This window comes from Streptomyces sp. NPDC059649 (assembly GCF_042734445.1).
Classification (GTDB): Bacteria; Actinomycetota; Actinomycetes; order Streptomycetales; family Streptomycetaceae; genus Streptomyces.
The window spans coordinates 313,899-333,526 of sequence record NZ_JBHWDV010000002.1 but is presented as its reverse complement, the minus strand read 5'-3'; the positions used below and the strand labels follow the sequence as shown (position 1 = coordinate 333,526).

19 protein-coding genes are annotated in these 19,628 nt (G+C 69.8%); 6 read left to right on the top strand and 13 right to left on the bottom strand.

Annotated elements, in window-relative coordinates; translation table 11 throughout:
- Positions 1–124: 124 nt before the first annotated feature.
- Complete coding sequence (locus ACFV1J_RS04375) at positions 125–736, bottom strand: GNAT family N-acetyltransferase (RefSeq protein ID WP_385855701.1); 612 nt, start codon at positions 734–736, stop codon at positions 125–127.
- Positions 737–762: 26 nt separating this feature from the next.
- Between ACFV1J_RS04375 and ACFV1J_RS04370 the strand changes: the two genes are divergently transcribed.
- A complete protein-coding gene (locus ACFV1J_RS04370) occupies positions 763–1,287 on the top strand; it encodes a CGNR zinc finger domain-containing protein (protein ID WP_385855700.1) in 525 nt (174 codons plus the stop codon).
- Positions 1,288–1,369: 82 nt separating this feature from the next.
- Here ACFV1J_RS04370 and cpt read toward each other — a convergent pair whose 3' ends face one another.
- Both cpt and ACFV1J_RS04360 read right to left on the bottom strand, forming a co-directional pair.
- A complete protein-coding gene (cpt, locus tag ACFV1J_RS04365) occupies positions 1,370–1,903 on the bottom strand; it encodes a chloramphenicol phosphotransferase CPT (protein WP_385855699.1) in 534 nt (177 codons plus the stop codon).
- A gap of 83 nt (positions 1,904–1,986) precedes the next feature.
- Complete coding sequence (locus ACFV1J_RS04360) at positions 1,987–2,817, bottom strand: alpha/beta fold hydrolase (protein ID WP_385855697.1); 831 nt, start codon at positions 2,815–2,817, stop codon at positions 1,987–1,989.
- 77 nt (positions 2,818–2,894) lie between these two features.
- Here ACFV1J_RS04360 and ACFV1J_RS04355 point away from each other — a divergent pair, with 77 nt between their 5' ends.
- Both ACFV1J_RS04355 and ACFV1J_RS04350 read left to right on the top strand, forming a co-directional pair.
- A complete protein-coding gene (locus tag ACFV1J_RS04355; protein ID WP_385855696.1) occupies positions 2,895–3,746 on the top strand; it encodes a sigma-70 family RNA polymerase sigma factor in 852 nt (283 codons plus the stop codon).
- Between the two features lie 108 nt (positions 3,747–3,854).
- Positions 3,855–4,448: a hypothetical protein gene (locus tag ACFV1J_RS04350; RefSeq protein WP_385855695.1), complete on the top strand. Its 594-nt coding sequence runs from the start codon at positions 3,855–3,857 to the stop codon at positions 4,446–4,448.
- Positions 4,449–4,598: 150 nt separating this feature from the next.
- Here ACFV1J_RS04350 and ACFV1J_RS04345 read toward each other — a convergent pair whose 3' ends face one another.
- Entirely contained in the window at positions 4,599–5,561 is a 963-nt protein-coding gene (locus tag ACFV1J_RS04345) for a zinc-binding alcohol dehydrogenase family protein (protein WP_385855694.1), read from the bottom strand.
- 438 nt (positions 5,562–5,999) lie between these two features.
- Between ACFV1J_RS04345 and ACFV1J_RS04340 the strand changes: the two genes are divergently transcribed.
- Positions 6,000–6,779, top strand: a complete 780-nt coding sequence (locus tag ACFV1J_RS04340) for a hypothetical protein (protein ID WP_385855693.1) — start codon at positions 6,000–6,002, stop codon at positions 6,777–6,779.
- 118 nt (positions 6,780–6,897) lie between these two features.
- Here ACFV1J_RS04340 and ACFV1J_RS04335 read toward each other — a convergent pair whose 3' ends face one another.
- A complete protein-coding gene (locus ACFV1J_RS04335; RefSeq protein WP_385855692.1) occupies positions 6,898–7,557 on the bottom strand; it encodes a hypothetical protein in 660 nt (219 codons plus the stop codon).
- Between the two features lie 339 nt (positions 7,558–7,896).
- Here ACFV1J_RS04335 and ACFV1J_RS04330 point away from each other — a divergent pair, with 339 nt between their 5' ends.
- Positions 7,897–8,685 carry an SDR family oxidoreductase gene (locus ACFV1J_RS04330; RefSeq protein ID WP_385855991.1) on the top strand — a complete coding sequence of 263 codons (789 nt, stop codon included), beginning with the start codon at positions 7,897–7,899 and terminating at the stop codon, positions 8,683–8,685.
- Between the two features lie 85 nt (positions 8,686–8,770).
- Here ACFV1J_RS04330 and ACFV1J_RS04325 read toward each other — a convergent pair whose 3' ends face one another.
- The 6 genes from ACFV1J_RS04325 to sbnA all read right to left on the bottom strand — a co-directional run bounded on the left by ACFV1J_RS04325 (position 8,771) and on the right by sbnA (position 16,084).
- Positions 8,771–9,316, bottom strand: a complete 546-nt coding sequence (locus ACFV1J_RS04325; RefSeq protein ID WP_385855691.1) for an EF-hand domain-containing protein — start codon at positions 9,314–9,316, stop codon at positions 8,771–8,773.
- A 262-nt stretch (positions 9,317–9,578) separates the two neighbouring features.
- Positions 9,579–10,778 (bottom strand): benzoate/H(+) symporter BenE family transporter, encoded by a 1,200-nt coding sequence (locus tag ACFV1J_RS04320; protein ID WP_385855990.1) that lies wholly within the window; start codon positions 10,776–10,778, stop codon positions 9,579–9,581.
- Positions 10,779–10,945: 167 nt separating this feature from the next.
- Complete coding sequence (locus ACFV1J_RS04315) at positions 10,946–12,148, bottom strand: trans-sulfuration enzyme family protein (RefSeq protein ID WP_385855690.1); 1,203 nt, start codon at positions 12,146–12,148, stop codon at positions 10,946–10,948.
- Complete coding sequence (locus ACFV1J_RS04310; RefSeq protein ID WP_385855689.1) at positions 12,145–14,085, bottom strand: FAD/NAD(P)-binding protein; 1,941 nt, start codon at positions 14,083–14,085, stop codon at positions 12,145–12,147. The genes ACFV1J_RS04315 and ACFV1J_RS04310 overlap by 4 nt, the downstream gene beginning before the upstream one ends.
- Entirely contained in the window at positions 14,082–15,083 is a 1,002-nt protein-coding gene (gene sbnB, locus ACFV1J_RS04305; RefSeq protein ID WP_385855688.1) for a 2,3-diaminopropionate biosynthesis protein SbnB, read from the bottom strand. Before sbnB ends, ACFV1J_RS04310 begins: the two co-directional genes overlap by 4 nt.
- Before the next feature lie 17 nt (positions 15,084–15,100).
- A complete protein-coding gene (sbnA, locus tag ACFV1J_RS04300) occupies positions 15,101–16,084 on the bottom strand; it encodes a 2,3-diaminopropionate biosynthesis protein SbnA (RefSeq protein ID WP_385855687.1) in 984 nt (327 codons plus the stop codon).
- Positions 16,085–16,513: 429 nt separating this feature from the next.
- On the opposite strand from sbnA, the gene ACFV1J_RS04295 reads away from it, so the two are divergent.
- The gene (locus ACFV1J_RS04295) at positions 16,514–16,912 is read left to right on the top strand and encodes a hypothetical protein (protein WP_385855686.1); all 399 of its coding nucleotides are present in this window, start codon (positions 16,514–16,516) and stop codon (positions 16,910–16,912) included.
- Positions 16,913–17,109: 197 nt separating this feature from the next.
- Here the strand turns inward: ACFV1J_RS04295 and ACFV1J_RS04290 are convergent, their stop codons facing one another.
- Positions 17,110–18,249 carry a MerR family transcriptional regulator gene (locus tag ACFV1J_RS04290; RefSeq protein ID WP_385855685.1) on the bottom strand — a complete coding sequence of 380 codons (1,140 nt, stop codon included), beginning with the start codon at positions 18,247–18,249 and terminating at the stop codon, positions 17,110–17,112.
- A gap of 62 nt (positions 18,250–18,311) precedes the next feature.
- On the bottom strand, positions 18,312–19,469 hold the full coding sequence (locus tag ACFV1J_RS04285) for an FAD-dependent monooxygenase (RefSeq protein WP_385855989.1): 1,158 nt from the start codon (positions 19,467–19,469) through the stop codon (positions 18,312–18,314).
- Positions 19,470–19,628: the final 159 nt, after the last annotated feature.

Sequence of the window (19,628 nt, the reverse complement as noted above, 5' to 3'; positions counted from 1 at the left end):
CGACGGTCACCGGCCAGCCGCCTGGGATGACGCATCGCCGAGTCGTCCGAGACTGATGCGGAGGTGGGGTGGGTGCGGGAGGCGAGACCGTCGAGGCTGTAGGGATCCCACGGCTGAGCACCTCTCACGGTCGCCAGTACAGCGACGGGTCGGGGTGGTCGACGAAACCGAGCGCGCGGTAGAGCGGTTCGCCGGCGGCCGAGGCGTACAGGTCCACTCGGGAGACCTCACGCTCCCGGAACCAGTCGAGCAGGCCCGCCATGATGGCGCGACTGTGCCCGCGCCGCCGGTACGCCGGGTCGGTGACCACGCCGATCACATGGCCGACCAACCCGTTCCGGTTGTGCGGACCCGGGAACCACCGCTCGACGGTGCCGATACCGCAGGCAGCAAGCCCGTCGTCACCCTCCACCACGAGGATCCGCACGGCATCCGTCGCCGTCAGCTTTTCCTCCAACACCTTGGCCAGGGCAGACCGCCAATCGTCGCCTGCCGACGGGGGGTTGAAGAACTCCCCACCGAGCGTCTCGAAGAGCAATGCCCGCAGGCGTACCAGCTCAGCGATGTCCTCCTGCACCGCCTGACGCACTTCAGGGAGGTGAGCGGTGCGGTTTACGTAGCGTGTGCGGCGTTCGCAATGCCCATGGCGTTCGCGACGTCCATGGCGTCCGCAATGCCCATGGCGTTCCTGATCTCCGTCGCGTTCCTGATGTCCGTCGCGTTCGCGCTGTTCCATGCCGAGCACGATGATGTAATGGTCTTATGCACCTCAACCCTTACGGCAAGGACGCGGTGAACCTGGCCGCGGACCTGGCCAACCGGCGGCCGGCGAGCCCGGAGGAACTCGCCGACCGCTGCCGCGCCGCCGGGCTGGTGCTCGAACGCCCGGTCACATCAAGGGACTTGGCACGTCTCGCCGTCGCACTGGAGGCATGGGAGAAGGTCGTCGACGCCTCCGACGACGAACGGGAACGCGCCGAGTTGCTCAACGAAATGCTGAGCGAGGCCACCGCCCACCCGCGGCTGACCGACCACGCGGGCAGCGGCTGGCATCTGCACTACCGCGACGCCGACCAGCCGCTCGGCTCCCTGCTGTTCGCCCTCATCTCCGTGGGCACCGCACTGCATCTGGTGGGACGGGGCATGCACCGCCTCCGACGGTGCGCCATCGCCGACTGCGCCCTGATCTTCGCCGACACCTCCCCCACCGGGCGGCAGCGCTATTGCTCCCCGGCGTGCACCAACCGCGACGCGGTACGCCGCCACCGCGCGCGAGCCAAGCGGTAAGGCCCCATCAACTCGCCTTCCCGGCCGGCCCGGGCAGCATCGACGATCCCTCGCTCGCTCACCATGGGAGCCGGTTCGACGATCAACCGACGTGGGCGGCGATGGTTCGCGCACACACCAGGGATTCGGTGTGCGTCGTGTCCACCTCCAGGTCGTAAGACACACCCTGGTGCACCACTTCCGCCTGCGACGCGGCCATCCCCTGAATGCGATCTCCTCGTGCGACCTCACGGACCGCGGCCACCGCACTGTCACACCTGACGCCGACCCACAACACGCTCACGTCACCAAGTGCCTTCTGCCACCGCCGCTGGGACTCCGCACCGCCGAGGAAGACGTCATCGATGATGATCCTGGCGCCGGCCCGGACCATCGCCACGATGCCCGCCGTCCAGGCCAACTCCAGCGCCCGGAACTCCGCCCCGACGCTCACCTCGCCGTCCGCCGCGAACGCGATCCCCTCGTCCGACGCCCGCAACTTCGCGGGCATGGCGTCGACGAACGAGTCGCACCCGAAGGCCAGCCATGGATCCGGCAGTACGTCCTGCAGACACCGTACGATCCCGGACTTCCCCGAGCTGGAACCACCGTTGAGAATGATCATCTGAGTCGCCACCGCGCCACAGTATGACGCTTCCCGCACGGCACGAAGCGAATATCGGCGCATGCTTCTGTGCTGAGCAAGCGGCATCAGGCGGCTTACCCCAGGAATGCCGCAGTGGTCGCCGCGAACCGATCGGCATCGTCGAGCCACGGGTAGTGGCCCGCTCCCGGCTGCACGACGAGTGTGGCGTCACGGAACAGCCCCGCGAACTCCGCTACCGACTGCGGCGGGCTGTTCAGGTCGAACTCTCCGGCAAGCAGCAGCACGGGGCCCTCGTAGGCGGCGAGTGCAGCGCGTGTGGCCTCTGGGGCGAAGGCACCCTCGGACGCGAAGAGCGCGACGGCTTGCTGGTTGTCCGGTTGGCTGGCCACGTGGTGCTGCTGCGCCGCGGTGTCCCACCGGCCGTAGAAGAAGGGGGCGATGGCCTCCCAGTCACTTCCCTCGCCCTCGGTGATCGCCTCCAGGGCGGCGAAGGCCGACGGGAACCAGGGCTCGCCCACCCGTAGTTGCGCGAGATGACGTCGTGTCTCCCCGGTGATCGCGATGCCAACCGCGCGCGTACTGGGGGCAATCAGGGCCAGCTTGCTGACGCGCTTCGGACACCGGGCCGCGTACTGCGTCGCGAGGTTCGCGCCGGCGGAGTGGCCCAGCAGATCGAGCTGGGTGAGTCCGAGGTGTACGCGCAGGGCCTCGACATCGTCGACGAGGCGGTCACAGCGGTAGGTGGAAGTGTCCTCAGGAATCGCGGACTTACCGGTGCCGCGGAGGTCCAGGAAGATCACCTGGCGGTGCGCCGGCAGTCCTCCGAGGTCGCCCAGGTAGCGGGAATCCGTGGGCCCGCCCGGGAGACAGACCACCGGGCGGCCGTCGCCGTGGATGCGGTAGGCGAGTCGGGTGCCATCGGGTGCGGAGAAGGTGGGTGACATGACGCGCATCGTCGCAGCCATAACCGAGTTATACAACCGGGTTATGACGCCAGACGAGGCAGGTGTATAACCGGGTTGTGGCAGGCAAAGACAACCGGCACCAGATCGACGGCGACACCCGGCAGCAGCACGCCGACGGTGGGCGGCAGCAGAACGACGACGGCGCTCGGCAGCACAACCACGACCGCACGCGGCAACACGACGACGACCGCACCGGGAAGCAGCAAGACAACGGCGTGCACCAGGCCCCGCAGGCGCTCACCGAGGAGCAGGCCGCGCGGATACTCGCCGGCATGAACGAGGTCATTCGTGCGGGCGAGGAGATGCGGAAGCTGCGCACCGAGATGATCACGATGTTCGCCGCCTTCGGCTGGACTCAGGACACGATTGCCCAGCTCACCGAGATGAGTCAGCCCGCCGTGTCCAAGCAGGTGAAGAAGTCGAAGCTGGGTGACGCACCGCCCCCGATGGACCTCTCCCTCGACCAGCACGACATCCCCTGGCTCGAAGGACGCCTGTGGGGCCTCGCCGAGGAGATCTCGGAGGCCACGGAGGCCTGCGACGACACCGCCCGCTGCACCCGCTACGTCAACGCCCTCGCGCGGGGACGGAAGCGATTCACCCCCCAGAACATGGACGAGCTGCGACGCCTCGTGGAGGAGGACCTGAGACGACATCAGCCGCACCTGCCCAGCGGCTATCGGGACGCGTACGACCAGATCAGCCGAGCTCTCGACGTCCCCCCGAAGGCCACATCCAGCACAAGCAAAAGCAAAAGCACAAGAAAAGGCACAAGCGCAAGCACCACCACTTCCCCTTCCACTTCCCGTTCGACGTCCGCCCCCACCTCCACCTCCACCTCGTCACCCTCGGCGCGGCGAACCCTCGCCTATCAGATCCAGCGTGACCAACTCCGGGGCGATTCCTGACCTCAGGGGCACTCTCCGCCCCACGGGCGGACCTCGGGACGGATCTCCGGGATACCTCAGGGTCGGTACCTGATGTCACTCAGGGTGCCGAGTCCGTACTTTTTGATCATGACTTCACCACGCACCGCATTCCTCACCGCCCCAGTCCTGATGGGCGCATACGGCGTGCTCCGCATCATCGACGGGCTCGACGGCAGTCGCGGGCCGGGCGCCGCATGGACCGTCGGCCACCTGTGCTTCCTCGGCTCGCTCGTATTCTTCGTTCGGGGCTTCGGCGCGATGCGCGCGTGGGCGGGTCACAACCTGCTTTCTACGGTGGGGCTTTGGACCGGCATAGCGGGAGCCGTTGCCCTCACCGTGCAGTTCCTCATCGACCTCACCGTCGGGTTCCTCTCTGCCGACCACGGTGCCATGCAGGAACTGTTCACCCGTATCCAGGCGATACCTGGAGTGCTGCCGCTGGTCTATGACTTCGGGCCGCCGCTGTTCTTCGTCGGCCAGCTGATCCTCGTCGCCCAGCTCGCCGTCCGGCGCATCCTCAAGCCGTGGGCACCCGTCCTCGTACTCGTCAGCACCACACTGCCCTTCGCCACCAAGGACCTCATACCGCTCGGAGCCGCCCTCCTGCTGCTCTCCTTCGCCCCGCTGTACCGCCGCCGCGCGGTCCCACACCAGCCGACCAGCAAGACACTCGCGGCGTGACGCCATAGCTGCTTGGGGATGCTGGCGAGCCCTTGCTCAGGCCGGCCGCATCCTTGAGCACCTGGCGGAGCAACTCGCCGAGCGGATCGGCCAGTGGTGAACCCGATGAACACCAGTGGAGGTGACTCGTCCAGCGGACAGTCCTACGCCTCAAGGGAGCAGGATCAGCTTGCCCTTGGTGCGGCGGGCCAGCAGGTCCTCGTGGGCGTCGCGAGCGTGGCCGAGGTCGTACTCGGCGCCGACCAGTGGCCGCAGGCGTCGTCGTGCGGCGAGGCCGAGCAGTTCCTCAAGTGCCGCACCACCAGCGCCCTTCTGGGCGATCAGCGGGATCAGCCAGAAGCCCGCGACGGTGATGCTGTCCACCGCGAGCCGGCCGGGGTCGATGGCAACGGCAGCCTGCCGGGAGGAGGCGCCGTACGTCACCAGGCGTCCCAGATATCCGAGTGCGTCCAGTGCGGAGTCGAGTACGGGGCCGCCGATGGCGTCCAGAATGATGTCGACCGGGCGACCGTGATTGGCGGCGAGGACGCGCTCTCGGTAGCCCTCCGCGTCGCCGTCGATCGCCGCGTCCGCGCCGAGTTCCAGAGCGAAGGCGCGCTTCTCGTCGGACGACGCCGTGGCGATGATGCGCCCGGCTCCGAACTCCCGGGCCAGTTGGACGGCGAGACTGCCCGTCCCGCCTGCGGCGGCATGGACCACCACGCTCTCACCGGGCCGTATCCGCGCGACCGAGCGCAGCAGATGCCATGCCGTCAGTCCCTGTACGAGCAACGCCAGCGCCTCGCCGGCGCTCACTCCGTCCGGCAGCGCGACCAGGTCACGGTCGGCAACGACCGTCTTGGCGGCGTAACCGCCCTGCCCCACATAGCCGAGCACCCGTCGCCCGTCCGCGGTCCGCCCGACGACCTCCATGCCCGGAATGCGCGGTAACGGTCCCTTCGGCGCGTACGGGCCTTCGGTGTGTTCGCCGGCGATCTGCTTGATGTCGCCGAAGTTGACGCCGGCAGCCTCCACCTCCACAAGGCTCTCGCCCGGCCCCGCCACCGGGTCCGGCACATCGGCTTCCCGCAAGACATCGGGACCACCGAACCGCTCGTAACGCATCGCCCGCATGGACACACCTCTCCCCGCACTGATCATCACGCCTCGCCCAGTGTCACTCATCGCCAGCCCCCTCAGCAGCGGGAGAGCCACGATCGGCAGCCCGCCCGTGGGAGCCGCCCGTCAGGCCAAGGCCCGATGTCAGTGGCGTCCGCTTCAATGCCTGGCATGAACGAACAGGACGAGGCACGGACCGCCCAGGAAACACTCCTCTCGGCCGTCCACCGCCTGGCGTGGCCAGGCACCGGCGATCTGGCGTGCGAAGAGCCAGGACACCCGGCGGGACACGTATGTCTGGCGGTGCCAGCGCACCCTTCAGACCCTTCGGACCCTTCAGACCGTTCGAACCCTTCGGGCTCTTCGGGCCCTTCGGACTCCTCGGGCCGGGTCGGCCTCTCCGCGCTCCAGGAAGCGCTCAGCGGACGCTACGGGCGGCCGCGCAATCTCGCGATGGACGGGTACGCCGATCCGACCGTCACCCCGCGGACGGGGTTGCCGCTGCTGACCCCGTTCGGTGAGCGGCTTGTCGAGATGCGTGCTTGGGCACACGGGGGCCGGTGGATCGGCTGCGGGGCCGCCCGCTTCGACGACGGCATACGGCCCGTGGTCCTGGTCGCGGAAGGGCAGGACCCGGCGGCGGACGTACCGGAGGGCTCTTCCTGGTTGGACGGCATCGTCGCCGTGACGGGGTGGGACGCCTCCGGGAGGCCTGCGGTCGACTGGGCGGAGGTCGAGGCCCGGATCGGAACCTCGCTGCCCAGTGACTACAAGCGCCTCGTCGACATTTTCGGGGACGGCGCCTTCGACGACTATCTCCAACTCCACGTACCGGGCGCCCACTTCAAAACCACTGACATCGTGCGGCGCACCGAGTGGCTGAGCGAGTGGGCGCGCGCCAGAAACAGCGGCCTATGGGAACCGTATGAGCTGTATCCCACGCCCGGCGGGCTACTGGAGTGGGCGAGCACCGAACAGGCCCACCAATTCTTCTGGCTCACCGAAGGCACCGACCCCGACCGGTGGCCCCTCTTCATCACCGAAGACATCCCCGACTCCTGGGTCCGCTTCGACGGCACAACCACCGAGTTCATCTACCGCATGCTCACCGACCGACAGCATCCCTTCTCCACGGCCCGCTATTTCGAGAGCCACTGGTTCGAGAGTTACGGGAGCGGGGGCCGGGACGAGGACGAGGGCGAGGACGAGGACGAGAACAAGGAGTTGGCTTAGGACTTCGCCTCGGACTTGGGCAAGGACTTGGACTTGGACTGGGGCTAGGACTGGGGCTAGGACTTGGACCACGCGGCCAGGAGACCAGGAGGCCAAGGCCCGAGGGTGCAGCGGGGGTTCAGGCGTCGAGGAGGTCGGTGACGAACTTGCGGAGGCGGCCGGTGCGGACCGGGGTGACTCCGTGGATGACGTGGGCGCCGTAGGCGACGGCCACGCCGGGGCGGGCGTCGGTGGTCCAGCGGGTGCGGGGCGCGGAGATCAGCCAGGTCGGTGCGCTGTCGTGTGGGTACCCGTTGGGGGCGTGTTCGAGTCGGTGGGTGAGGGGCGTACCGGGAAGGTACCCGTCCGCTTCGCCGACCGTTTCTCCGGTCCAGATGGTGGGGCTGGAGGTGGTTTCGATGAAGAACTCGCCTCCCTGGTCGGCGTCCTCCAGGACCACGCCGATACGACCGATACGGCGTGGCGAGCCGGCCGGGTCGGGGATGCCGTCGAGGTGCGTGGGCACCTGATCACCGCTGGTCAGCTCGGTGTAGGCCCACGGTGCGCAGGCCCCGATGGACGGCATGGCGCGCTGGATCGCGGGCAGCGCGCGTGCCGTGGCTTGATGGAGGATCTCCTGGGCGAGCGAGGGCGCGGGGATGACCTCGGCCTGGAACCTGGGGGCCCAGCCGGTCGCGGTCTGCTCGGCGTCCATGATCTTGCGCAGTCGGGTCAGGTCGTCGCCGGTGAGGAAGTCTTCGACGGTCTGCAGGGCCAGGGTTTCGCTGATGTGGATCACGGCTGTCCTTCGCGGTCGAGGCGAGCAGGGAAGCGTGAAGTGGCGAGGAGCGACGTGGCGAGGAGCGAACTGGCGAGGAGCCACGTTGTTCCTTTCACTGTGACCAGGAGACCCGGGGGTGGGCAGGGCGGTGTGGGGGCGCATCGAGGACATCAGCGGCGACTCTGCGGCAGGCTGCGCGCTGGGGGCTTCCGCCGCTGTCCGGTGCGCCCTGGCAGCAACGGGGATGCGGTGCTGCACTGTGCGTCGGGAGAGCGGGTCGGGCGGTATCGGGGGGGCGTTGGCGCTTGGCACTTGGCACTCGGCGACTGGCGCTGGGAAGCGGGGGCCGGGACGGGGGTGGCGGTGCGGCTGTCGGGGTTCGACGGGAAAGTGACGGTGGTGACGGGTGCCGCGGGCGGGATCGGGGCTTCCGTATGCCGAGCTCTGGCGGCCTGTGGGGCTGTGGTCGCCGCCGTGGATGACGACGTGGCCGGGCTCGGCCGCCTGGTCGCGGAGAGGGATGGCGACTGCCGGCGGAAGGTGGTCGCTTACCCGGGAGATGTGGCGGTTGACCGCTCGGCCCGGGAGATCCTGCCGCGGGTGGAGCGGGAATGGGGGCCGGTGGACGGCCTGGTGAACGTCGCCGGCATCCTGCGCGCCGGGTCCGCTCTCTCCTGTACGGCGGAGGACTGGTCCTCGTCGATGGCGGTCAACGCCACCGGGGTCTTTCTGTGGTCGAAAGCCGTGGCGGCGCGGATGGCCGCACGCGGTACGGGAGCGATCGTCACGGTGGCGTCCAACGCCATAGGGGTGCCCCGTATGGGCATGAGCGCGTACACGGCCTCCAAGGCAGCGGCCGCCGCGTACACCCTCGGCCTCGGGCTTGAGGTCGCGCCGCGCGGCGTCCGCTGCAATGTGGTGTGTCCCGGCACCACCGAGACGGCCATGCTGGCCCAACTCGGGCCGGACGCCGCGGCCGCCGCCGTACGGGGCGACCCGGCCGCCTACCGCGTCGGGATTCCCAACGGGCGGGTGGCCCGGCCCCAGGACGTCGCCGATGCCGTCGTCTTCCTGCTCTCCGACCAGGCGCGGCACATCACGCTGCACAGCCTGTACGTCGACGGCGGAGCCGCGCTGCGCGGCTGACGTCGCCCACGTCGTGGCCACGTGGGCAGGCTTCTCAGGTCGTCCCGCTTCTCAGGTGGCCAGGTTGCCCAGGCGGCCAGGTTGCTCAGGAGCGCAGCCCCAGTACCAGGTTGCCCGGAGCCGCAGGGTCGGTGCTGGTGTAGTACTCCATCACCGCCTGCTGCCACTCCTCCACCGTCACGGCCCCGTCGCCGTCCCGGTCCAGGGCCTCGAATGCCGCTCGCGCCGCCGCCGGGTCCTGCCCGCATGCGCACTGCGAGTCGACGAACTCCGCCACGCTCACCACGCCGTCGCCGTCGCGGTCCACCAGCAGCACATGCGCCTCGACCGACGGGCCGACGAGCTCACCGATCAGGCCGGCCTGGCGTGCCCGCTCCAGCGCGTCGACGAACGCCGCCTCATCCAGCCGCTGTTCGGGCCCCACCTGGGCGAACTTCGTCACGCCCTGCCAGAACGTCCGCGCACCGGCCAGCACCGCCCTCCCCCGCTCGGACGTCACGGGCTCTCCCACGGCCCGGAGAAGCCGCTCGGCCCGACGCATCGCGTCCCGCTCGTCGATGAAGCCGTCACCGTCCGCGTCGTGCACACGAAATCGGTGAGCGTACTTCTCCCGCAATTCAGCATCGGACATGGCTGCGCACCTTTTCTCCCGAGGTCCAGTTCGTCACCGAAAGTAGCGGCCCGTCGTCCTCGCCGCCGTCAGGCCACGCTCTCGCGGAGGAGCTTGCACCCCTTTGGTGTGACGACCCGCGACGACCTGACCCTCAAGAAAAAGGCGAGGAGGTAGTCCTCCGTATCTGCGTCGGGGCGCACATGGGAGCGGCCGCCCCGATCCGGTGGTCGGGGCGGCCGCTTCGTGTCAGTGCGGGTGGTGCGGGATCGCGTGCTGGTGGCTACTTGGCCGCGGGCTGCGGGCCGTTCGCGGCCTTGCGGGTGGTGCGCCAGCGGCTGAGGAGCAGGTGGGACGCGACGCCGAAGACCAGGCCCCAGAAGGCGGAGCCGACGCCGAGGAGGGTGACCCCGGACGCGGTGGTGAGGAAGGTGATCAGGGCGGCCTCGCGGTCCTTTTCCTCGGTGACCGCTCCGGTCAGACCGCCGGCCAGCGCTCCGAGCAGGGCGACGCCGGCGATGGCGGCGACCAGTTCCTTGGGCAGGCCCGCGAAGAAGACCACGAGGGTGGTGCCGAAGGCGCCGATCAGGAGGTAGAACGCGCCGCACGCGACGCCGGCGATATAGCGGCGCTTGGGGTCGCGGTGGGACTCGGGCCCGGTGCAGATCGCCGCGGTGATGGCGGCGAGGTTGATGGCGTGCGAACCGAACGGGGCGAGCAGCGTGGAGACCAGGCCGGTCGAGCCGATCAGCAGCCGGTCCTTGGGCCGGTATCCGGACGCGGTGAGCACTGCCATACCGGGGGCGTTCTGCGAGGCCAGGGTGGCCAGGATCATGGGCACCGCGATGCCGATGAGCGAGGCGACCGAGAACTCGGGAGTGGTCAGTACGGGGCGGGCCAGCTCGATGCTGTGCAGGTTGATGTGCAGGCGCGAGGTGGCGGCACTGCACACCACGCCCGCGGCCAGCGCGATCAGCACGGCGTAACGGGGCAGCCACCGCTTGCCGAGCAGGTAGGCCAGCAGGACGGGTCCGGCGATCCACGGCGCGGTCTTCAGGGAGGTGAAGACACCGGTGCCGAAGGAGAACAGGATGCCGGCGAGCATGGCCGACACCACCGCCGTGGGGACCTGCCGGATGAGCCACCCGAACACCCCGGTCAGACCGACCAGGGTGATCACGACACCGGTGACGAGGAACGCGCCGATGGCTTCCGGGTAGGAGTAGGCGCCCAGGCTGGTGACCAGCAGGGCCGCGCCGGGCGTCGACCAGGCGGTGATGACCGGCATCTTCGTCCGCAGGCTGAGCCCGATGCAGGTCAGGCCGCTGCCTATGGAGATGGCCCAGACCCAGGAGCCGGTCTGCGCCTGGTTCAGATGGCCGGCCGTGGCGGCGGCGAGCACGATGACCAGCGGCCCGGAGTACGAGACCACGACGGCCACGAATCCGGCGAGGACGGCCGAGAGGGAGAGGTCGCCCAACAGGCCACGGCGCGGCGCAGGTTGGCCGGATCCGGTGGGTGTGGGGGTGCCAGGACCGTCCGCCGTGCCGGTGCTCCCCCCGGTGGTGCCGGTGCTTGTGCTGGTGTGACCAGTGGTGCTTGTACGTGTGCTGGTGCTGTCGGTGGTGCTGGTGTTGCTGGTGTCTGAGCTCACGGGGCGTCCTTCGCGGCGCGTTCCAGTGCCTGCTCCAGATCGGCGATGAGGTCGGCCGGGTCCTCGACGCCGATGGACAGCCGGAGCATGTCCTTGGGTGATGTGCTGTCCGGTCCCTCGAATGTGTAGCGGTGTTCGATCAGGCTTTCCACCCCGCCCAGGGATGTGGCGCGAATGAACAGTTCACAGTGTTCGGCCGCGCGCAGCGAACGCGTCCAGTCCCCGGCGATGTGCAGCGAGAGCATGCCACTGTAGCCGCCGGTCATCTGCCGGGAGGCGACCTTGTGCCCCGGGTCGGTGGGCAGTCCCGGATAGGCGACCCGGCTGACCAGCGGGTGGGCGGAGAAGTGCTCGGCCAGGGTCATGGCGGAGGCAGATATCTGGCGCATGCGCGGGAAGAGCGTCCGTATACCGCGCAGCAGCAGGTACGTCTCCCACGGGCCGAGGATCGGGCCGGTCAGCCGGCGGTGCAGGCGCAGCCGCTCCCAGAGTGCCCGGTGCTCCTCGGTCGGGTCCGGGGCGGCCACGAGGAGGCCGGCCACGACGTCGTTGTGGCCGTTCAGGTACTTCGTGCCGGAGTGCATGATCAGGTCGGCGCCGAGCTCGAAGGGCCGGGTGTGCACCGGCGTGGGGACGGTGTTGTCCACGCCGAAGAGCGCACCGGCCCGGTGGGCGATCTCGGCACAGGCTTCGAGGTCGGTGACCAGCCAGGTGGGGTTGGCCGGGGACTCCGCCCACAGCAGGGCGGTCGGCGCCGCGTTGACCGCCTGGGCCACCGCGTCCAGGTCGTCCATCGGGACGCGTACGACCTCGAGGCCGCGCTGCGGACCGAACTCCAGCAGCCACTTGGTGAGGCCGAAGTACATGGTCTGCGGCACCACGACCCGGGCGCCGGCGGGCAGGACCTGGAAGACGGCGGTGGCGGCGGCCATCCCGGAGGAGAACACCAGCGCGTCGGAGCCGCCTTCCAGGCCGGCGACGACGCCTTCCACCTGCTCGTAGCCCGGGGTGCCCTGGTCACGCAGATACGCGAGGCCGGCCGGGGTGCGGTACTGGTCGTCGCGGGCGTAGGTCGCCCCCATGCTCACCGGCGGCGGCACGGCACCGGTGGTCGGGCAGCGCCAGCCGTCGCCCTGGGCGGCTCGGGTCTCGATGCGGTACTCCCGGGTCCAGGGAGTGTAGGTCTCGCGGTTGCTCATGTTGTCCTCTTGGTCAGGGCCGGCAGGGCGGTGCGGAGGGCGAGTTCGGCGTCCTTCAGCGCGCGGGACGGTGCGCCGGGCGAGGGGACGTAGTGGTTGTAGTAGCTGGACCCCTCGGTGTGCGGGCCGAGGAAGAACAGCGTGCGCCGTACCTCCCCGGCGGGACCGATGCCTTGTCCTTCGCGGGTGACGTGGAGTCCGGTGACCCGGGTGCCGCGCCGGGCCAGGGTGGAGATGCGGCCGGCCGCGACGAGCCGGCCCAGCAGCGAGCTGGGCAGCCGGTCCGCGCTCGGCTCGGCGACATGGGCGTGCACGACGTGCCGGACCTCGACGTTTCCGGGCCGGGCCAGACAGGTGGACTCCAGGCGCCACGGGCCCTGGCCGCTCGGAGCGATGACCTTCGGCCGCGGTCCGGGGCCGAGCCGGAGCACTCCGGCGTCCAGCAACGACAGCAGCTCCGCCGACCGGTCCAGCTGCGGGCCGATCACCAGGCGGTTGACGGTGGAGTTGAACTCCCCGAAGAAGTGGTCCAGCGAGGGGTCGTCGACACCGGGCGGGTCGATGACGGCCCGGAGGGCGTCGCGGTGGTCGCGCAGCACCTCCAGGGCCTCCTTGACGGGGCTGGCGCCCAGTCCTTCGCGGGCCTCGGCCAGGTCGTCCTCGACCCGGGCGGCGAACCATGCGGCGTACCCGGCCGCGTCGGCCCATTGCCGGTCGGCGGGCTCCTCGGTCAGCACGCCGTGCAGCGGGTACGACCCGAACTCCTCCCGTGCCGCGGCCAGCGCCCGGTCGACGCCCGAGGTGGCCACCCGGTGGGCGAACTCGGCGCCCGCGCCCGCGGCGTCGCCCGTCCTGCCGGCCAGGACGGTGCGGTAGTAGGTCAGTTCCATCTCGGCTTCCAGCAACGGCAGTACGTCGTCGAGGAAGGTGAGCCGTCCGTCCGCACGCTGCCGGCGCAGGGCCTCGATCCGGTCCGTGGTCAGCACGAGGGGCGCGAAGCGGACCCGGCCCGGGTTGAGGTGCGGACGGCTGCGCGAGGGCATCCCGGAACGGTTGGCCAGCACGATCCGCGGCTCGCGGCCGCTGGGTACGTAACGCAACCGGCCGCGGTCGTCCGCCGGTTCGTGCCGGCCACCGCGTCCCAGCGTCAGGCTGGCGATCACGTCCATGGCGGTCAGCCCCATGCCCAGCACCGCGACGTCGTCGCCGGGGGCGATGCTGTCGAGCGCGGTGGGCAGCGGGTAGGGGCGGGTGATCAGGCCGGGACCAGCGGGCGGTTCGGGCCGTAAAGCGTCCGGGAGGTGCAGCGTGTGGTGTCCGACGGTCACGAAGACCGCGTCGGCCTCCAGGTGGGTGCCGTCGTCGAGGAGGACGATCTCGCCGCCGTCTTCGCCGGGGCGGATGTCGGTGGCCGTGGTGGCGTGCCGGATCAGGACGAAGCAGGGCGGCGCGGCGGCGACGATGCGTTCGGCCGCCCAGGTGAGGTAGGCGCTCAGCAGCCGCCGGGGCAGGAAGTCGTTCGGCCGGATCGGCCGCCCCTCCCCCGCCGTCACGGTGTATCCGTCCGCGCCCAGCCGCAAGTCCCTTTCCTGGCACCAGGTGTGCAGGGAAGGGCCGCTGACGCGGGTCGGGCCGTCCACCATCTCGTCGTCCGCGAAGGCGGTGATCTGCGCGCAGACCGTGTTGAGCAGGAGGTGATCGGGCTGGTCGCGGAGGTGGAATCCCGGGCCGAGGGGCTGGGGGTCCACGAGGTGGACGGTGACCGGGAAGGGCTCCGCCAGGCACTGGCTGACGAGCCGCTCCACGAGGCCCAGTCCACGCGAACCGGCCCCCACGATCGCGAGGGTGGGCGGCCGCTCGCCGTCCCCGTCGCCCGCCGGGGCGGCCGAGGAGGCGCCCGCCTGCTGGGTGTGCGCTGTGTACCGCTCCGTGGTCACCACCGGCGCGTCTCCCCGAAGAAGTTGGGGACGGCGATGGCCGAGCCGGCTTCCCGGGCGTGCTGCAGGACGTACGCGCCGACCGCCAGGTCGAGGACGCCGAGGCCGAACGGCGAGAAGATCACCGGACGTTCCTCGGACACCGTCACCTCGCCGCTCAGGACGCCGGCGAGCGTGCCGGTCACGAAGTCCCGGGAGCCGGTCAGCTGCTCCGCGAGGTGCGGCGAGGTGTTGGCCTTCAGACAGTGGTCGATGTCGTCGAGGAGGTTGTCCGCCGCGAGCACCACCTCGGGCTTCAGGTCCCGCAGCGAGATGTTCAGCACGAGCTGGCCGGGCTTGAACGGGGTGGTGACGTACGGCTCCAGTGCGGTGGTGGCGAAGACCACGGTCTCCGCCTCCAGCGCCGTGTCCAGGTCGGCGGTGAAGGAGGCCGGGCGCTGCTGGGTGGTGCGCAGATGGTCGGCGAGGGCCTGGCCCGACTCCTCGTGGAGGTCGTGCACGAGGTAGGCGTCCGGGGTGCAGCCGGCGGCGTGGAGGTAGTCGCAGATGTTACGGGCGATGACACCGCCGCCGACGACCGCGATCCGGGTGCCCTCGAAGCCGCCCGGACGCAGGGTCGTTGCGGCAACGGCGGCGGACGCGGCGGTGCGGGCGGCGCTGATGTTCGCGGCTTCCAGACAGGCGATCGGATAGCCGGTCTCGTAGTCGTTGAGGATGAGCACGGCCGAGGCGCGGGGCTTCCCGGCCTGGGTGTTCTTGGGGAAACTGGCGATCCATTTGATGCCCGCGAGCTGGACGTCGGCGCCGAGGTAGGCGGGCAGGGCGATGATCCGGGAGTCGGGCTTCTCCGGGAACCGGAGGAAATAGCTGTCGGGGTTGATGCTTTCCCCGGCCTCATGGCTGCGATATGCCTGGCTGACGATGCCGAGGACCTCGGCCCGCCGGTCGCTCAGGATCTCGCGTACGGTCTCGCCCGCCACCACGTCGAAGTCGAACATGAAAAACACACCTCTCCTCAGGCGCCGGCCTGAGAAACTTCCGAAATTTCCGAGCAGATGAGTTCGGGCCAACGGTCGGCCACCCAGGAGTCGTTGTAGATCGTCTCCAGGTAACGTTCACCGAAGTCCGGTGAGATGGCGACCACGACGCTTCCCTCGGGGATTTCCTTGGCCTTGGCGCGTACCGCGGAGAGCACCGTCCCGCTGGATCCGCCGAGCAGCAGACCGCGTTCTTCGGCCAGCATTCTGCACATTTCCACGGCATCCGCCTCGGGCACCATGACGACTTCGTCGATACGGCGCTCGTCGAGGATTTCGGGACGCCGGCTCGTGCCGAGCCCCGGGATGTGCCGCCGGGCCGGCGGACCGCCGAAGGACACCGACCCGACGGCGTCGACGGCGATGATCCGGGTGTCCGGGCTGTGCTGCCGGAAGTACTCCGCGCATCCCATCAGGGTGCCGGTGGTCCCGGCCCCGATGAAGGCGTAGTCGACCTGGCCGATCTCGTCCAGGATGGAGCGCCCGGTGCGGTCGCGGTGTACCTGGGGGCCAGCCGGATTCGCGTACTGATTCAGCCAGTACGTGTCGGGCTCGCACGCCAGACGGTCGCGGATGTAGTTGATACGGGACTGCAGATAGCCGCCGTTGCCGTCGCGGATGTCGATGACCACGACCTCTGCGCCGAGCGCCTGCATCAGCCGCACGGACTGCGCGTTGGCATTGGGGTCCGTCACGCAGGTCAGGCGGTACCCCTTGGCCGCACAGACCATGGCGAGGGCCACGCCGAGATTGCCTGACGTCGATTCGATGAGACGGGTACGCGGAAATTCACGCCCCGAGTCCTCGGCCTTGGCCACCAGGGCGATGGCCGTCTTGAGCTTGACCGAGCCTGCCGGATTGAGACCCTCGAGTTTGAGGAAGACGGAACTTCCAGGTACGAGATGATCGGCCCGGATGAACAGGTCATCCAAGACCAGATCATAGATTTCTTCTGCTATCACGGAAATCCAACACTGTTGAGTGCGGGCACGCAGACGTGCGGCCCAGGCCGAAATTGCGAGAACCCATGGGCGTGCTCACTGCGCCCGGTCAATACGCAGACATGCAGAAGATGATTCCCCCCGTTGTCGCCTACTTGTCCCCCGAGTCCGCGACGCTCAAATGGTGCCACATGCCAGCATGGTTCGTACAGGACATTTTTTCGACTAGGGACGTTTCGCCCGCTTCCGACTCGTCCGGAATTTAACATTCCAAATACGCTTCAGAAGTCAACACTTTGAAGGGAGTCGCAATGTGCAGATCGGAGGCGCTGCGCGCGCCGCCGGTATTGCGTTCCCCTCGCACCTCGGACTCAACGGAAGTGGATTTCCGGTCTCCATTTGCCGGTTCCCACCATCGGCCGGCGCCCCGGGTACGGCTACCATCTGCCGATGCCCCGCAGCGAAAAGACCGCCCGTCGCCTCGTCGTCGACGGCGCAACCTTCCTCTGGTCGTTGCACCACCTCCACGACGCCGTGGGCAACGGCGCGTACCACGGCTGCCGCGAAGTCCTCGTCATCCGCCGCTTCAAGGCCCGCGGTCGACTGCACATCGTCTTCCGGAGCGGCCCCGACAGGCTCGTCCCGGACGGCTACGTCATGCCCTCCGGCGCGGTCGGCACCGCCAACGGCCCCCTGCTCAACCTGCACGAGCCGGGAACCGTCCGCGCCTTCCTCGACGAGGCCCTGACCAAGGGCTGGCAGCCCGACGATCCCCCGACCCACGAGATGGACGGCTGGCGGCCCTTCGAGACGGTGGCCGCCCGCCGCGGCGAGGAGCGACCGGACTAGCCCTGCCGCCCGAGCCGTTGCGGCCGTCCAGACGCTCGCGGGAAGACTCTGCGAGCCGTTCCTCGAACATGGTCCCTCTTGACTGATCGAAGCAGGGTGATCAGGCGACTTTTTACCTCAACTCCCGTCGGCCAGGCGCTACTTCGCGCGGACCTCCGAACTCCGGATTGGGCAATGACTCCGGGAGGCGGGGGCCATCATCCGCCGGACGTCCGCAGCTGCAGCGCCCGGACGGACCAGTCGAGCACCGGTGCCAGGCTGTCCGGGGCCGGCCAGCCGTTGACCGCCGCCAGCAGTTGGAAGTAGCGGTCCCTGCGAGGGTCGTTCATGCCTTCCAGGCGGTGCAGCAGCCGGCGGTGCACTTCCGGGGTGTCGCCAGGGGTGTCAGGGTCGGCCTGCAGGGTCACGTAGTGGGCCGTGAAGGCCGCGACGATCGGATCGGCTTCGGGCGCGGCGGGGTCGATGCCGGCGGCCAGAGCGGGACCGACGTGCGCGCGGACGACCGCGGCCAGGTGGGGACGCAGCACCACGGCGGCCCCGGGCTGATTGGCGGCGGAGTCCGCGTACTCCTCGACCCACCGTCGCACCGCGGCGCGGAAGTCGAGGTCCAGGGACAGTTCGGCCAGTTCCACCCAGGCTTTGACCTGCTCGGCGGTGGGGTCGTCGGGCAGCTCAGGGGTCATCGAGCGCATGATCCCCGTGAACGTCGTGGACTTCGTGGACTTCGTGAAGGTGTCGGGGCCAGACATGGGCTCGGTGGTGAGGTCGCCGAAGACGGAGGTGAGGAAGTCGTCGATCAGACGCCGGCGTTCCTCTTCGGTGAGCTGGGACAGCTTGTGCAAGGAATCGGTCTCCTCAGGTGTGGACCCGCGCTCGGCCACCGCCGTCAGCACCGCGTGCCGCAGCCGCAGTACCCGGATCTGTACGGCCAGGGCTTCGGCGTGTGCCGCGGCGACCTCCGGGAGGGAGACCTCGCGCTCCATGACCTTGCGGACCGTGGCGAGATCAAGCCCCAGGTCGCGCAGGGTCCGTACGAGCTCCAGCCGGGCGACGGCGGTGGTGTCGTAGCGGCGGTAGCCGGCCGGGCTGCGGTCGGCCGGTGTCACGATTCCGCGGTCGGAGTAGAAGCGGATGGTCTTGACCGTGAGGCCGGTGCGCCGGGCCAGTTCGCCGATGGAGTAGAGGGCGTCGCCACCCGGGCGCTCGGGGCAGTGGGAGTGGTGGGGATCGGTGGCGGGGTGGGAGTCGGTGGCGGGGTGGGAAACGTTGGCGGGGTGGGAATCGGTGGAGAAATGGAAATCGTGGGAGTGGGTGGAGCGGAGGGGGTCGCCGTGCATGTCCTCACCTTTGCGTCTCCCCTTGCTGGAGACTCAAGTGGGTATCGGTACGTCCGCCTCCCTCAATGCGGTCGCGGCGGCGTCCAGTCGGCATGGCGCAGGATCGTGCGGACGGTGACGCCGGACGGGGCGAGTCGAAGGGCCGTGTTGCGCAGGGCGATGGCCAACGGGTGGGTCAGTTGCTGGCCCATACGGCCGGCTTGGCGGGCGGCGCGGGCGATGGACTGGGTACGGGGGCGGCGTTCCGCGTCGTAGCGGGTCAGTGCCGCCTCGACGCCGCGCTCGGCGGCCAGTGCGGCGGCGAGAGTGGCCGCGTCCTCCAGAGCCTGGCAGGCGCCCTGGCCGAGGTTCGGGGTCATGGCGTGGGCCGCGTCGCCGAGCAGGGCGATCCGGCCCACGGCGTAGGTGGGCAGGGGGGTGGCCAGTTCGTTGATGTCGTGGTGCAGGACGGCCTCGGGTCGGGTGGCGTCCAGCAGCGCCGGGATCGGGTCGTGCCAGTCGGCGAATCGGCGGCGCATCTCGGCGAGCGGGTCGGGAAAGCGCACGCCGGCGGGCGAGTTGAGGACCGCATGCCACTCGGCGCGTCCGTCGGTGAAGGCGATGTGGCCGAACTCGGCGCCGGGCCCCCAGGTCAGTTCGAAGTCGGTGCGCAGCTCGACCGGGCGCTCGGTGATGGCGCGCAGTACGGTCGCGCCGCTGTAGGCGGGCCCGGGGTGGCCGGGGAAGAGCTGCCTGCGCAGCCGGCTGTTGATGCCGTCGGCGGCCACGACCAGATCCGCGTCGAGAACGGCGTCCCCCACCGGTATCCGCACCCGGGCCGGGTCGGCGCGGTCGACGGAGGTCACCTCGGCGCCGATGCGGAGCGACTCGGGGGGCAGGGCCTCGCGGAGCACCCGGTGGAGTGCGGCACGCGGGATGCCGACGATGGGGGTGCCCAGTGCGCGCTCCAGCGCGACGCCGTCCATACGGGCCAGCCGGCCGCCGTCCGGCGTACGGGTGCCGCCGACGTACTGCGGGCGTGCGGCGGCGCGGACCGCCGCGCCGACACCGAGGGCGTCCAGGGCGCGAATGCCGTTGGCGTGCAGGGAGATGCCCGCACCGGCGTCGTCGAGGACGGCGGCGCGTTCGACGACGGTCACGTCCCAGCCGATCCTGCGCAGGCCGATCGCCGCGGCCAGCCCACCGATGCCTCCCCCGACCACCACCGCACTGCTGCCCACCACGGTCCCCTCTCTCCCGGTCTCCGGTCAGGCCTGACCGGAGAGGCCTGCGCCGGCCTCGACCGGCCGCTACCTGTATCTGCCTGTCTCCGCCGGCCTCTGTCGACCTCTGCGGGGAGGCCTCCGTCAGCTTCTGCAGGCTTCTACAGATGTAGAAGA

What these genes read in the sequence shown, in the direction of transcription:
- ACFV1J_RS04375 (WP_385855701.1), bottom strand. Translation starts at nt 736, where the DNA reads ATGGAACAGCGCGAACGCGACGGACATCAGGAACGCGACGGAGATCAG.
- ACFV1J_RS04370 (WP_385855700.1), top strand. Translation starts at nt 763, where the DNA reads ATGCACCTCAACCCTTACGGCAAGGACGCGGTGAACCTGGCCGCGGAC.
- ACFV1J_RS04360 (WP_385855697.1), bottom strand. Translation starts at nt 2,817, where the DNA reads ATGTCACCCACCTTCTCCGCACCCGATGGCACCCGACTCGCCTACCGC.
- ACFV1J_RS04350 (WP_385855695.1), top strand. Translation starts at nt 3,855, where the DNA reads ATGACTTCACCACGCACCGCATTCCTCACCGCCCCAGTCCTGATGGGC.
- ACFV1J_RS04345 (WP_385855694.1), bottom strand. Translation starts at nt 5,561, where the DNA reads ATGCGGGCGATGCGTTACGAGCGGTTCGGTGGTCCCGATGTCTTGCGG.
- ACFV1J_RS04340 (WP_385855693.1), top strand. Translation starts at nt 6,000, where the DNA reads ATGGACGGGTACGCCGATCCGACCGTCACCCCGCGGACGGGGTTGCCG.
- ACFV1J_RS04325 (WP_385855691.1), bottom strand. Translation starts at nt 9,316, where the DNA reads ATGTCCGATGCTGAATTGCGGGAGAAGTACGCTCACCGATTTCGTGTG.
- ACFV1J_RS04315 (WP_385855690.1), bottom strand. Translation starts at nt 12,148, where the DNA reads ATGAGCAACCGCGAGACCTACACTCCCTGGACCCGGGAGTACCGCATC.
- sbnB (WP_385855688.1), bottom strand. Translation starts at nt 15,083, where the DNA reads ATGTTCGACTTCGACGTGGTGGCGGGCGAGACCGTACGCGAGATCCTG.
- ACFV1J_RS04295 (WP_385855686.1), top strand. Translation starts at nt 16,514, where the DNA reads ATGCCCCGCAGCGAAAAGACCGCCCGTCGCCTCGTCGTCGACGGCGCA.
- ACFV1J_RS04290 (WP_385855685.1), bottom strand. Translation starts at nt 18,249, where the DNA reads ATGCACGGCGACCCCCTCCGCTCCACCCACTCCCACGATTTCCATTTC.